The 13307-nt window shown below is 70.3% G+C and carries 12 protein-coding genes and 1 pseudogene; 5 read left to right on the top strand and 8 right to left on the bottom strand.

The window, feature by feature from the left end; genetic code table 11:
- Positions 1 to 205 precede the first annotated feature (205 nt).
- Positions 206 to 367, bottom strand: coding sequence for a hypothetical protein (locus ACFWYM_RS10010; protein WP_384832883.1), 162 nt, complete (start codon positions 365 to 367; stop codon positions 206 to 208).
- 207 nt (positions 368 to 574) lie between these two features.
- On the opposite strand from ACFWYM_RS10010, the pseudogene ACFWYM_RS10005 reads away from it, so the two are divergent.
- Positions 575 to 931, top strand: a pseudogene (locus ACFWYM_RS10005) (aminoglycoside phosphotransferase); the annotation flags it as partial.
- 180 nt (positions 932 to 1111) lie between these two features.
- Here the strand turns inward: ACFWYM_RS10005 and ACFWYM_RS10000 are convergent.
- Together ACFWYM_RS10000 and ACFWYM_RS09995 are read right to left on the bottom strand one after the other, a co-directional pair.
- Complete coding sequence (locus tag ACFWYM_RS10000; protein WP_384832880.1) at positions 1112 to 2164, bottom strand: NAD(P)/FAD-dependent oxidoreductase; 1053 nt, start codon at positions 2162 to 2164, stop codon at positions 1112 to 1114.
- Between the two features lie 186 nt (positions 2165 to 2350).
- Positions 2351 to 3280: an alpha/beta fold hydrolase gene (locus ACFWYM_RS09995; RefSeq protein WP_384832877.1), complete on the bottom strand. Its 930-nt coding sequence runs from the start codon at positions 3278 to 3280 to the stop codon at positions 2351 to 2353.
- Positions 3281 to 3479: 199 nt separating this feature from the next.
- Between ACFWYM_RS09995 and ACFWYM_RS09990 the strand changes: the two genes are divergently transcribed.
- The 3 genes from ACFWYM_RS09990 (at position 3480) to ACFWYM_RS09980 (ending at position 5819) form a co-directional block, all read left to right on the top strand.
- Complete coding sequence (locus tag ACFWYM_RS09990) at positions 3480 to 4091, top strand: TetR/AcrR family transcriptional regulator (protein ID WP_384832875.1); 612 nt, start codon at positions 3480 to 3482, stop codon at positions 4089 to 4091.
- A 415-nt stretch (positions 4092 to 4506) separates the two neighbouring features.
- Positions 4507 to 4926 carry an MmcQ/YjbR family DNA-binding protein gene (locus ACFWYM_RS09985; protein ID WP_384832872.1) on the top strand — a complete coding sequence of 140 codons (420 nt, stop codon included), beginning with the start codon at positions 4507 to 4509 and terminating at the stop codon, positions 4924 to 4926.
- A 284-nt stretch (positions 4927 to 5210) separates the two neighbouring features.
- Positions 5211 to 5819 carry a hypothetical protein gene (locus ACFWYM_RS09980; RefSeq protein ID WP_384832869.1) on the top strand — a complete coding sequence of 203 codons (609 nt, stop codon included), beginning with the start codon at positions 5211 to 5213 and terminating at the stop codon, positions 5817 to 5819.
- A 191-nt stretch (positions 5820 to 6010) separates the two neighbouring features.
- On the opposite strand, the gene ACFWYM_RS09975 is transcribed toward ACFWYM_RS09980, so the two are convergent.
- The 5 genes from ACFWYM_RS09975 to ACFWYM_RS09955 form a co-directional block, all read right to left on the bottom strand.
- On the bottom strand, positions 6011 to 7462 hold the full coding sequence (locus ACFWYM_RS09975; protein WP_384832866.1) for an amidase: 1452 nt from the start codon (positions 7460 to 7462) through the stop codon (positions 6011 to 6013).
- A gap of 330 nt (positions 7463 to 7792) precedes the next feature.
- A complete protein-coding gene (locus ACFWYM_RS09970) occupies positions 7793 to 8971 on the bottom strand; it encodes an acyl-CoA dehydrogenase family protein (RefSeq protein ID WP_384832863.1) in 1179 nt (392 codons plus the stop codon).
- A gap of 386 nt (positions 8972 to 9357) precedes the next feature.
- A complete protein-coding gene (locus ACFWYM_RS09965; protein WP_384832860.1) occupies positions 9358 to 10227 on the bottom strand; it encodes an alpha/beta fold hydrolase in 870 nt (289 codons plus the stop codon).
- 317 nt (positions 10228 to 10544) lie between these two features.
- A complete protein-coding gene (locus ACFWYM_RS09960; protein WP_384832857.1) occupies positions 10545 to 11225 on the bottom strand; it encodes a hypothetical protein in 681 nt (226 codons plus the stop codon).
- Between the two features lie 434 nt (positions 11226 to 11659).
- Positions 11660 to 12052: a winged helix-turn-helix transcriptional regulator gene (locus tag ACFWYM_RS09955; RefSeq protein ID WP_384832854.1), complete on the bottom strand. Its 393-nt coding sequence runs from the start codon at positions 12050 to 12052 to the stop codon at positions 11660 to 11662.
- Between the two features lie 62 nt (positions 12053 to 12114).
- On the opposite strand from ACFWYM_RS09955, the gene ACFWYM_RS09950 reads away from it, so the two are divergent.
- Positions 12115 to 13263, top strand: a complete 1149-nt coding sequence (locus tag ACFWYM_RS09950; protein WP_384832851.1) for a Gfo/Idh/MocA family protein — start codon at positions 12115 to 12117, stop codon at positions 13261 to 13263.
- Positions 13264 to 13307: the final 44 nt, after the last annotated feature.

The raw sequence follows: 13307 nt of genomic DNA, 5'->3' as shown, positions 1-13307 counted from the left end.
GCAGAACCGGCCGTACCGGGCCTGCCGATCGCTTCGGGCGTCACACGGCCGTCGATCGCCCGGCGTACGAGGGGCGGCGGACCGGTCCGGATGCCCCGGGGGAGGGGACGGTGCGGGTGGCTCAGCACCGGGCGCTCAGAGCAGGCTGCGCGCCGTGTGCTGAGCAGTGCTGCGGCGGGGCCGGCGGGATTCGAAGAGGGGGCCCTTATGCTGCGTGTGGCGAGCTCTTGAAGTCCACGGCGGCCTGCGCCTCACGGAGCGCCTTCTCGGCTTCTCGCCGCGTCTCGGCCGGAACATCGCCGAGCTCCTTCACCAGGGCGGCATACACGGGGACGTCAGACGCGGGCGAACGGTCCTGCTGGCTCACTGCTGTGCTCTCCATCTGTGGCGGAAACAGCTGGCGAGTCTAACGAGAACCACCGACGTGGTGATCGGCGACCACCCCTTGGCACAGTGCCGCCTCCGACTGCTCTTGACGTCGGACATGCAGAGTTTCGTAGACCCGCGCTACGCGGGGCACGCCGAGGACGCGCTGAACTGAGAGGGCGACGTCCTGATCCTGCTCACGAGGACCGACGTGCCGCCGTCAGGGCCGACGAGCGCGCGGATCACCGGCGTCGTCGACTGGGCCGGTACCTGCTGGGGCCCGGCGGATCTCGATGTGGCGCACTGCTCGACCCATCTCGCGCTGCTGCACGGCTCGGCGTGGGGGCAGCGGTTCGCGGACGCGTATGAGGAAGCGGGCGGGGTGCTGGCCGCGGCCGCGAGCGAGCGGCTGTACTGGCGGGTGCGGGACGCGGTGGCCTGCTCAGAAGACGTACAGCAGATGGCGAAGCCATGGCAGAAGGCAGGGAGAACAGAACTGACAACACAAGCCGTGGAGGAACGGCTGGACGCCTATCTCACCAGCCTGATGGACGCTCTGGGCTGAAGCCCAGCAGCCCGAGGCGCGGGCCGGCGACGTACGCCAGGTCCGGCCGAGCCGCCGGCACACCCGCACCGGGGCACCACCGAGTACAGCTGACAGGTCCTGCGGCGTCTCCAAGCCGAGCAGCAATGTCACGCGCCGTTGCGGCTTCCCAAGGTCTGTGGCCAGAACCGAGAAGCGATGTCAGTGGGCGCGCGGGCGGCAACGCTGTAGCTCGGGGGCGGGCCTGCCGGTCACGAGTTCGTCCGCGATGAGGCGTCCGACGGTGGGTGCCAGGGTGATGGCGGAGTGCATGACGGCGACATAGACGGAGCGGTCGCGTGTCGCGTATCCGATGACGGGTCCGTGCGCGGGCATGGGGCGTTGGCCCGTGCGATAGCCCAGCAGGCGGCACTGGTCGCTTCCTTGGAAGGCTGCTCCTTGGAAGGCCGCCTTCATGCGCTGGAGCGCATCGTGAGCGGCCTGCTCACGTGCTGCTGTGCCTTCGGCATGTGGCACGACCAGCAGGAGGTCGCCTTCCCGGACTTCCCGGACCTCGAAATCAGGGCGCGCCACGATGGTCCTGACCAGGCCAGGCGGTGCTGAGACCCGCGCGAGGGTCGCCGGGGAGGCGGCGATGTCCAGGTCGGCCGACAGCGGCTCGCAGAGGCGGGGGATGCCTGTTCCGGCAGTGAGTACGACGGTGGCGGCGGTGTGGAGCCCGGTCGACGTCAGCACTCGATCGACGTGTCCGTTGGTGACCTGCAGGGAGGTCACGGTGGTGTCGTGGAGCACGGTTGCTCCGTGGGCGCCGGCGGCTGCCACGAGTGCGTGGGCCAGGGCCGTCGGGTCGACGCCGGCGTCGCTCGGGGTGTGGACGGCTTGGTCGGGCGGGTGTCGGAGGTTGGGCTCCAGGGCCGCGATGTCACGTCGGCCGATGCGGAACTGGCCCGGCCCTGGCCGTGAGTCCTTGGCCGGTGTGCCGGCCCAGGACAGCGAGCCGGTCCGGCGGACCGTGACGTGCGGCAGTTCGTCCTCCAGACGTTGGTAGTCCGCCAGGACGTACTCGCGGAGGTCTTGAGCTCCGCCGGGCCAGTGACCTCCCGAGCCGCGGATCCAGGCGAAGGAGCCTCCGGTGACCCCGGTGGCCGGTGCGGGTCCTTGCTCGAGCAGGGTGACCGGGACACCTCGACGGGCCAGGTGGTAGGCCACTGAGGAACCGACGATTCCCGCACCGACAACAACAACGCCTGACATGGGGTCCTTTGTGATGAATCAGCGACCGCTCCGGCTGTGGCGGCAGCCGTAGCACCACCGTTCAGGTCGAGGCCGGGACGGCGCAACGGGTTTTCCTGCGACTCGTCCGGCAGGGGGCGGGGCGGGGGGGGGCGGGGCGGGGCGGCCCGGCCCCCCGGCCCACCGCGCCGTCGCGGATCTGGCGCCCTACGGCGCCAGGAACGCGGTCAGAGCCGACAGCATCGCCTCCGGTGCTTCCTCGGAGGGATAGTGGCCGCATTCGGGGAGGACAAGGCTCTTCACGTCGTCGGCGGCGAGCTTCATCGTTGCGCTGACCGATGCACCCAAGTTCTCCGCTCCTCCGATCGCCAGGACGGGAAGGGAAAGCCGCCGAGCCGCGCGCTGCTGGTTCTGCGCGATGGTCGTGTCGAGTGCGCGGTAGAACTCGAAGCTGCAGCGCAGGGCTTCCGGATCGGCGGCGAGGATGTCGACGTAGTGCCGGACGGCGTAGTCGGGCAGTGCCTTCGCGGACTTCGTGGCGAACTGGTGGCCGAAGTAGAGGTGTTCCCGTCCGCTGACCAGTTGCTCGTTGACGTCGGTGAGGCGGTTGAAGGCGAAGTGCCAGAGACGGTCGTTGGCCTCCTGGCTGCCGAAGAGCGGTGGTGTGGCGGAGAGTCCCGGAATCGCGGCCTCGGCGACCGCCAGGCGATCAAGTCGGTCGGGGTGGTCCGAGGCCAGGGCGTAGCCGGTCCACATGCCGATGTCGTGACCGACCATGGCGAACCGGTGATGCCCGAGCGCGTCCATCAGCGCCACCATGTCGCGTGCGAGCGTGCCGGTGTCGTACCCGTCCAGGGGTTTGTCGGACAGCCCGACACCGCGTGGATCGACCGCGACGACCCGGAAGTCCTGTGCCAGTGCGGGCATCAGGAGGCGCCAGGCGTACCAGGTCTGCGGCCAGCCGGCCAGCAGGAGCAGCGGGGGTCCTTCGCCGCCGGTGACGGTGTGCAGGCGCAGGTGCCCTGTGTCGACGTACTGGCTGGTGAAGGTCTGCGTGAATCCGGCCGGGAGATTCGGTGCTCCGGTGACGGAACCGGGGCCTTCGGGTGTGGGCAGGGCAGTCGACGACAGATTCATGATCATTCCTTTCGCGGCGCTGACGCAGGTCCAACTGGCGCGGGTCCATTGGGCGGAGCGGGGGAGACGTGGGGAGAACGTCGGGGCAACTGGCCGTCACGCTAACCATCTTGGACCGATCGGTCAAAGATTATTTGACCGATCGATCCAAGATGCGGGTAGGCTCACAGCAGGCACACGAAAACAGGAGGTGCACGCGGTGTCCGGCCGGAAGCAGTTCGACGTCGACGCGGCCCTGGACCAGGCCATGCGGGTGTTCTGGCAGCACGGATACGCGGACGCCTCACTGGATGCGCTCAGCTCCGCCACCGGCCTCGGCCGCGGCTCTCTCTACGGCACCTTCGGCAACAAGGACGCCCTGTTCCACCAGTGCCTCGACCACTACGCGTCGATCTACGGCGCCCAGTTCGAACGGGCGCTCACGGCGCACTCCGGTGACCCGGTGCGCACCATCGAGGCATTCTTCGACGTCGTCCTGGACCGCATCGCCGACCCGTCGGTCCCCACCGGGTGCCTCATCGCTCAGTCCGCCACCCAGTCGCCGACGCTGACGGAGGGGAACGCCACGCGGGTGCGCGGCCTGCTGGACCAGCAACACCGGCGGGTGCGCACCGCACTGGCGGACTCCTCGGCCGACCCTCGGACGATCGACGAACTTGCCACGTTCGTCGTCGCCGTCATCCAGTCACTGGCCGTACTGAGCCGGGCCCGCGCCTCGGACGCCGAGCTGCGATCCGTGACCAGGCTTGCTTGCACGACGGTGGCGGACACCCTCGCCCGGGCAGCAACCGAGGACGGCGCTCCGAGCTGACGGGCACCGACCCGGCCCGGCCCGGCCAGGACTCGCGCCCGGTCGTCCTCAGCGCGACGGCGTCCGCGGACGGAAGTCATGGACCTGGTGGGACCCGCGCGGCTTCCTGATGCTGCTCCTGGGGCCCGCTCTGCTGGTCGGGGCGCTCAAAATCCGCTGGTTTCCGTGTCAGGGCGGGCACGGGTCCTGGAGGGGGACTCGCCGGGGTGGTCATCACCACGCTTCTGGCGCTCTGCGCCACGGGCTGCCGGAGGCTCGCCGCGTTCGTCGACGGAGAAGAGCGCCGTGCGGTCGAGGAGTGAACTGCCGCGTCTGCGAAGTCGGTTCGGTGATACGGGCGGGCGCGCATGCCCTGCCCATCGCCGAGGGCCGCTGGTGTCGACGCCCCTGCACCGAGGGCCGCTAGTGTCGACCCATGTCCAGTCCTGGAGACGTGCCGCCGGAGATCCTGAACCGGCTGCGGCCGATCTGCCGGCAGCTGCCCGAGTCGTACGAGGAACCAGCCTGGATCGGCGTGCGCTGGCGGATCCGTACGCGGACCTTTGCTCATGTCTATACGCCGGACGCGGAGCGCTCCCCGGTCTACGCCCCGTTGGTGGCCGCAGGCCAGGAACTGGTCGTGATGACTTTTCGGGTACCTGTCGACGACCTGCTCGGCCTGACCGCCGACGGATTCCCGTTCCGCCGTGCCGACTGGGGCCACAACGTCGTGGTTGCCGTGCTCGGTGACCACACCGACTGGAGCGAGCTCACCGAGCTGATCACCGACAGCTACCGCGAGATGGCCCCGAAGTTCCTCGCGGCCCGGGTCACTCTCCCGCCTCCGATCAGCTGACCGGCGATGGGCGGGCGACACAGGCGTGCGGCACATGGCGTCCGGTCGCACCACGGCCGGGCAGTGCCACTCCGCCGGCGCGGTCTGCCAGGACAGGCCGCGGGTGTCGTACATGTGCTGAACGGACGCGCCGGCTGGAGGAGGCCGATGACGTCGTAGAAGTACAGGCCCGCGTGCAGCATGCTGCGGTTCTTCAGTAGCGATGGTCACGCGGGGTGGCCGATCGGAGCCAATCGGGCCGACATGGGTGAGGCGCGGTTGCGCAGGCCATAAAGTGACTGACCATGGCGACGCGGCGGCGTGGTGGCGGGGGCGCCACACGTCTGCCCGGGTGGCTGGCGCGGCTCGAACTGTCCCTGCCGTCACGCCAGTTGTTCTACGTCTTGACGGCGGCCGTCGCGTTCGCGGTCGGGGCGATGATCTCTACGGTCATCGGCCCGTGGCTCGCCCTCCCCGGGATCCTTCTCGCGGCCGCGCTCCTCTGGTTCATAGCCGTCACCACGAACCGGTCGCTGTGGCTGATGGTTCCCTTCGTCCTCGCCACCATCTCCCTCGGTGTCTTCGCCCTGTTCCTGGCCCAGGACCGGGCGTTGACCGACCGGGGCAGCTGGGCCGAGCTGACGATCGTCGACAAGTCCCACAGGAGCGACAACTTCTACTGCCAGGTGCGCTACCCGGACGGCCATGTCATCCAGGGGTCGATCGAGGGCTGCAGCGGCAGGGAGATCGGTGATCGCATCCGGCTCTTCGTGGACCCCGAGCTGAAGGCCGACCCCAGCACCACCGGGCCGCGGGTCGCCCTGTGGATCTGGTCGGCGGCGGGGGCCGACGCCGTCTTCACCGCGTGTGTCGTTCTCGCGGCGGTCCAAGGGGTGCGCAGGCGGGGGCAGTAAGGCCCGGGCGTCTGTGATCGATGTCGCTGTCGGACCATGCATGCAGCGTCAGCATGGTCCGACAGCTTTGTGTTGTGTTGTGTTGTGGGGGAGGGGCGGGTGGCCTTCGAGTTCCGGGCAGCGACTGCGCGTATACGGAGGATCTCGTCGTGATCCGCACCTCGTCCTCGACGGCCACCGGGTCGTGCGCCCTACCGGGGGGCCTGGAAGCCGCCGATCTTCTGCTCGAGCAGTTCCGCCAGCCGCAGCGGGGTGCGGTCCTCGAGCATCGGGCCGATGAGCTGCACTCCCACCGGCAGCCCTGCGGGGGACCGGCCCGCTGGTATGGCGGTGGCGGGCAGGCCGGGCATGGTGGCCAGACCGGCCCAGACGAGCTGATCGAAGTACGGAACCTCGACGCCCTCGATGTCGATCCGGCGTTCCAGCGGATTGGGGTTGTGGTCGTGCGGGAACGCGGGCGTGGGCGTGATGGGACACACCACGGCGTCGAACTCGGCGAAGAGCTGCCGCCAGCCGTGGCGGTGGAGTTCGCGGCGGTTGTTCGCCTCCATCCAGTCGCGGTGGCTGAACACCATGGCGCGCAGCCGCGTCGCGTCGAGGCTCTGGTCGTCTGCGCTCAGTCCGGCGGCGCGGGTCCGCAGCTGCTCGTACGCTTCGACGGGAAAGCGTGCGACGGAACCCGAAATCAGCAACTGCGTGTAGAGCGTCGCGGCTTCGGCCAGATCGGGCAGCAGCGGAGTGTGCCGTTCGACGCGGGCGCCGCCGTCGGCCAGGGCGTCGGCCACTCGGTTCACGCCCGCCCGCACAGCGGACCCGGTCGGAATGAGCGGATGCTCGTCGATGACCAGGACCCGGAAGTCGTCGAGCCGCTCGTGGCGCGCGGGCGGCAGCGTCACGTCGTACGCCACACCGTGCGTCAGCGGGTCCGGTCCGGCCATGACGTCGAGCAGGAGCGCGAGGTCGCGGGCACTGCGCGCCATCGGACCGACGACGGCGAGGTCGAGGTCGACCGGCAACGGCGGTGCCGGCGGCGCGACCATGCCGCGAGGCGCCGCCAGCCCGAGTGTCGGCTTGTGCGCGTAGATGCCGCAGAAATGCGCGGGCGTGCGCAGCGAACCGGCGATGTCTGAGCCGATGGACAGCGCGCCGAATCCGGACGCCAGCGCCGCCGCTGATCCGCCGGAGGATCCGCCCGACGTGCGACCGTGGTCCCACGGATTGTTGGTGGTTCCGTAGATCTCGTTGAAGCTCTGGATGTCCTGCAGCCCCAAGGGCACATTGGTCTTGCCCAGCACCACCGCGCCCGCGGCCCTGAGCCGCGACACCTGCACCGCGTCCTCGGCCGGCACAAAGTCCCGATGCTCCGGCAGGCCCCAAGTCGTGGGCAGCCCCGCCATGTTGTAGGACTCTTTGACCGTCACCGGAACACCGAGCAGCGGACGGTCCTCACCGCGGGCGCGCGCCTCGTCGGCACCGCGCGCGGCGGCCCGCGCACGGTCGAAGTCCGGCACACAGATCGCGTTGACCGCCTTGTCGTCCCGCTCGATACGGGCAATCGCCTCGTCGGTGAGTTCCGCCGAGGTCACTTCACCGGCACGCAGGGCGGTCGTGAGCTGTTCGGCCGTCTGAAAATTCCATTCCATGAATCCGACCGTATGGGCCTCTGGGGCAGGGCACGAAATGCTGCTTCGTGCAACGGGATGGATCTCTCCATCTCATCAATTCCCTTCCGGCGAGGGGCGATGCGCCTGGTCGTCGGCGATGGCGACGGCGCCCAGTCGAGGTCATGAGCCGGCGGCATGGATTCCACGCAGCGTTCCCCGGGCCATGGTGTGCAACGGCGACTCGGGCGGGCCCCAGCTCCAGCGCGACCGGAACGACGCTGGGAGCCGTCGGCGTCACCTCGGGGCCGGGCGTCGGGCTCGTGTCGGCCTCGGGCGGTCGGGCCCCGGGGCACCCCCCGGGGCGGTTGGTCAGGTGAGGTCGAGGAAGGTCCATCGGGCGTCGGGTTGGGCGCCGCTGAGCCACTTGCCGCAGTTCTGGAGGACGACGGGGCTTGACGTGATGTGTTGGGTGCCGGTGTTGAGGTCGCGGAGGAAGCGGTCGACGGAGCCGCGGCGGATGGCTGCCGAGCCGGCCCAGCGGTGGACGGCACGGCCCACCTCGGACACGGTCGAGGTGGTGTGGTTCAGGACGAGACGGATCAGGGTGTCCTGCTCCGTAGTCGTCAACTCGTCCTGGTCCAGGGTGTGTTCGATGTCCTGCCAGACGTCGTACACCCAGGCCCGGGCTGCCCGGAGCCCGGCCTCGGCCGTCGCGAACTCCGCGTGGAACTGGGAGGTGTCCACCGCAGCGCCCCGCGAACCGGTCCGTGCCGCGGCGACCCGTTTCAGCTCGTCCAGGAGCCGCCGGCCCACACCAAGGGCCCAGCCCGTGTGCCCGATCGCTGACATGTTGACCAGGCCCAGGCGGTAGAGGGCGCCGCCGTTGACCGGGCTGGTGGTGGTCGCGACGTAGGTGTACTCGTGCGGCACGTACACGTCGGTGCAGTGGTAGTCGATGCTGTGGGTCGCGCGCAGCCCGAGCACGTCCCAGTTGCCGTCCAGGGTCACCTGTGACTTCGGCATCGCCAGGACCCGCAGCTCGCCGGTGCCCTCGACTTGGATCGCGCTGTGGATGTGGGTGGCGTGCGCCATCCCGGAGGCGAACTGCCACTGGCCGCTGACCCGGTAGCCGCCCTCCACGGGGACAGCCCGACCGGGGCGTGTGCCGTGCCCGGACAGCAGCGCGTACTTTCCGTTCGCCACGTCGGGAAACAGCTCGGCCGCCGCGTCCCCGGCGAGGTACGCCGCGGTGGTCCCGGTCATCAGCTGCAGCGCGAACATGGTCCACCCGGCCGAGGCGTCGTGGTAGCTCGCCCGCTCCACCGTCTCGATCAGCTGCCGTGGCGCGAACTCGTACCCGCCCAGGCTCAGCGGAAGCTCGGCCCGCACGATCCCCGTGTCCAGCAGCACCCGCGCCGTGTCCTCCGGCAGCCTCCCCAACTCCTCAGCGGTATGGGCCCGTTCATCGAGCGTCCCGCCGAGCGCGTCGATCCGCTCCAGCAGCCCCGCCAGCTCCGCACTGACATGCAGCCGACCCGTGCCCCCCATGAAAGTCCTCTCCTAGTGGCCTGTTTCCCGATCGTCTCACGCACCCGGCCGGTGGCCCGGCCCCCGCAGGCCCCAACCAGCCGTAGACGTCCGCCTGTTGAAGTTCGCGTGGCCTTCTCTGCCCCTGCCTGGCCGGCCGGTTCACAGCGGGCGCGGACTGTCCGGCCGCCGAGCCGAGGAACTGCTCCCGCGCCGGCACGAAGCCCCCGCTCGACAGGCCGCGAAGGCAGCACCTTCCACTTTCGGCGACATGGGGCACAGCTCCGGCAGAGGCCGCCTCCGGCAGAGGCTGTCTCCGTCCGAGGCCGTCACGGTCCGAGGCCGGCGATGGCCGTCGTGCACGGCCGGGCGGCGCCCCCGCTCATCCTGCGCGGTGGGCCCAGTCCCTATGAGCCCACCGCGCCCTGTACGAACCGCCGCAGGTGAGCACGTACGGCGTCAGGCCGCTCCAGCCAGGGTTCGTGTCCAGCGCCCTCGATCCGGGTCAGCGGAAGATCGAGCCGGAGCGCGAGCGATTCAAGAGCCGACACGGGGCGGGGGTCGTCGGCCCCGCCGAGGAGCTCTGCTCGCGTGGGCAGGTGCGTGCGCAGCTCGGCAAGATGCTCTTCGAGCGGGTCCGCGCGCCCGGCCCGGCCAAGTTCGGCGTTCATTGCCCAGTTGACGGGGCGGCGCCGCCGGGCGGCCTGCGCGGCCCAGAGCCACCCTCGTCGGGGATCGGCGTGGTCGGGGAACCAGGCCAGTGTGAGCAGCTCGACCTCCTGCTCCTCCGTTCGGTGTGGCAACCCTTCCAGTTCACGGAGCCGCGCCTGCTGGGCTGCGGACATGCGGCGGCTTCGCTCTGCTCGGTACCCGGCACGCCAATCACCGACGAACGGCCCGCACATCAGCATCATCGCGGCAACCCGGTCAGGATGCGTCAGGCAGAAGCGGCTCGCCAGGTCAGTGCCGTAGGAGTGGCCGATCAGGACGGCCGCGGGCACGTCCCATGCGTCGAGGAGCTCGGCGAGATCCTCGACATGCCGGTCGAGGCAATGGCGGCCCTGCCACGGGGAGTCGCCCGTGCCGCGCTGGTCGTACCGGTACACAGGCGCCAGGTCGGCGACCATGGGGGCGACAGCGCCCAGGTAGTCCGGCAGACCCGGACCGCCGTGGAGCATGACCACGGCCGCCCGCCGCGAAGTGTCCCCCAATGCGATCCAATGCACCTGCGCCTCGTCGGTCATCGACGTGAGGCCGTGCGTCTCCGACAAGGTCACGGCAGAGAATCTAACGGCGGAGCTCGATCATTGTCTTCCGGGCTGTTGTGCGAGGCGGGGCAGCAGCGACAGGGAGTCTTCAGCCGGCACCAGCCGTACCGGCGAGGCACCGTGGCTCCTCGGGCCAAGAGCTCGTCGGTACGGGCGGTGCCGATGACGTCGCCATCGCGACGGAACTCAACGCCTGCGAGGTGGTTCCCCTCCTTCTTCAGGCTGACCGTAGGACGCCGGTGAAGTAGCACCAGCGCAGTCAGCGCGGTCTGAGCGCCGCCACCCGAGGAATCCGGTAGCAGGCTCAGCCCGTTCTGGCCGTGCTGTCAGTACTTGAGGCACTGCACCAGGGTCTTCTTGATGACGGCGCCCCTGAGCTTCCCGGGAACGTCCTTCGCGCGGATGCTGTACGTCACCGCGCGCTTGCCGGTCGGCGTGCCGCGCCAGGCCAGGAGATAGCCCTGGTAGGCGTTGAAGTCCTGCGTGTACACGTGGTGGCCGCGCCCCGGGGTCTTGAACTTGTGCTCGACGCGGCCGATGGCCTGCGAGTTGATGAAGACCTGCTTGCCCTTGCCGCAGCGCTTGGTGGCGACCTTCTTGTCGTTGACCTTGCCCTTGCCGACCGTCTTGGTGCCACGGGTGCTGCAGAAGGCGAACGCCTTGGCGAGGTTCTTGCCGTTGCCGTAGGTCGAGGTGAGCTTCCAGGCCGCGTTTTTGCGCCAGGTCGGCAGGACCGTCGTGGAGATGCCGTCCGGCGTGTTCATGTACTGGCGGGACCGTATCTTCTTGGTGCCTGCGGCTCGCCACGAGGCCCGGAACTTGCCGGCCCCCTTGGCGTACATCCAGACGGTCTGGCCCTTCTTCGGGCAGGACTTGATGCCCTTCTTGGAGTGAAAGCCCTTCACGGCGGCGTCCGCCGGGGAGCTGACGGTCAGCGGGGCAAGCAGCGCGACGCCTACGGTGAGCGCGGATGCGGCGACGCCGGAACGGCTGCGCAGGAACCTCATGATGGACGTCTCTTTCTGGTCGGGACAGCGAGAGCCCGCCCACCGTAAGGGCCGCAGCCACGCCGCGACATTGTCCGAAAGGGCAACCCCCGGAGACGCGGGCCTGGGGCGGGACCACCTCGCGGACCGTCCCGGATGCCGAGGCCGCGTACGACGTGGTGGGACCACAGCTCGATGAATCGGGGACCGGACGAGCGCGCGGCGGCCGAGGAGGCCAGGCGCCTGACCGCGACGCCGAGACCCTGCTGCGCCGGGTGGCTCACTCCGACGCCTGCCACACCGCCACGACGAGCCCCCGCGGCGGCGGGACAGGATCAGGGTTGCCCTGCCCGGTCTCCGTCGCCCCATGGCATCCGGGCGCGCCGATTCGCTCTACGACTGGCCGCGCCCGCCGGGCCTGTTGCCGAGTCAAGACCGAGCAGCCGCAGGGGCGTTCAGGGGTGGGAGCCGGGCGCGTCGATGCCGGGAGTTCCGAACCTGCCCGTGTTGGCGCGGATCCACGTCCGCAGGTGGGCGAGGGGTTCGAGGGCGCCGCGGCCGAGCTCGGTCAGCGCGTACTCGACGCGGGGCGGGACCTCGGCGTAGACGGTGCGCGTGACAAGTCCGCTCTCCTCCAGGCGCCGCAGCGTCTGCGTGAGCACCTTCGGGCTGACGCCCTCCAACCTGCGCTTCAGCTCCCCGAAGCGGCGCGGGCCGTCCTCCAGGGCGGTGATGGCGAGGCCCGACCACTTGTTCCCCGCGAGGAGCTCGAAGACGGCCCGGCCGGGGCAGAGAAGGCCGTAGATGTCGTGCCGGAACTCCTGGTGATCACGCCGCTGAGCTGCCATGGTTTCCAAAATAAAGCAGGGGCCCTTGCGGGTGACCACCGGGCGCCTCCTACGGTCTCGCCATGATCACTCAGCAGCACACCGCGACCGCTTCCGTCCGCGTCGGCCTCGTCGGCCTCTCCGCCCGGGGCGGCTGGGCGCCCCACTCCCACGTCCCCGCCCTGACCCGGCTCCCCGGCTTCGACCTGCGCGCCCTGTCCGCCTCGAGCGACGCGTCCGCGCGGGCCGCGGGCGAGAAGTTCGGAGTGCCCCTGACCTTCGGCTCCACCGCCGATCTCGTACGCGGGGACGAGGTCGACCTGGTCGTGGTGAGCGTCCGCGTGCCCCGGCACCGCGAGGTGATCCTGACCGCACTGAAGGCGGGCAAAGCGGTGCTCTCCGAGTGGCCGCTCGGCAACGGGCTCGCCGAGGCCGAGGAGCTCGCGGCGGCCGCCGAGGGCGCCGGTGTGCGCACCTTCGCCGGACTCCAGGCGCGCTCGGCGCCCGCCGTCCGGTATCTGCGCGACCTGGTCGCCGACGGCTATGTGGGCGAGGTCCTGTCCACCAGTCTGGTCGCGTCGGGGCGGCGCTGGGGGCCGGTCTTCGAACCGGGCGGGGAGTATCTGCTCGACCGGGCCAACGGCGGCACGATGCTGACGATCCCCTTCGGGCACACCGTCGACGCGGTGTCGCTGGTGCTCGGGGAGTTCACGGAGGTCAGCTCGACGACGGCGGTCCGGCGGCCGGTGGTGCACGAGGAGGGCACGGGCCGGGCGGCGCCGATGACGGTGCACGACCAGATCGCGGTGAGCGGCCGCCTGGAGTCGGGCGCGGTCGCCTCCGTCCACTTCCGCGCGGGCCTGTCCCGGGGCACGAACTTCCACTGGGAGATCAACGGCACCGAGGGCGACCTGGTCGTCACCGGCGGCCACGGTCACCTTCAGCAGGCCGCCCTCATGGTGCGCGGCGCCCGCGGCACGGACACCGCACCAGCCGAACTCCCGGTCCCGGCCCGCTACTTCGACGTACCGGACCTCGACGACCTGCGCTCCGACCCCGCGTACAACGTGGGCGCCCAGTACGCCCAGATCCACACCGACCTCACCGAAGGCACCCGCCACGCCCCCGACTTCGCGCACGCGGCCCGGCGCCAGCACCTGCTCCACGCGATCGAGCGGTCGGCGGAGACGGGAGCACGCGTCACGCTTGCTCCGCATCCGCTGGGTGAGTGAGCAGCAGCCGGATCCCGCCGGTGCCCTCGCGGACTGCGGCGATG

It is taken from the genome of Streptomyces sp. NPDC059009, assembly GCF_042740175.1.
Classification (GTDB): Bacteria; Actinomycetota; Actinomycetes; order Streptomycetales; family Streptomycetaceae; genus Streptomyces.
Note: the sequence above shows the minus strand (reverse complement) of the source record. Positions and strands in the feature narration are given on the sequence as shown.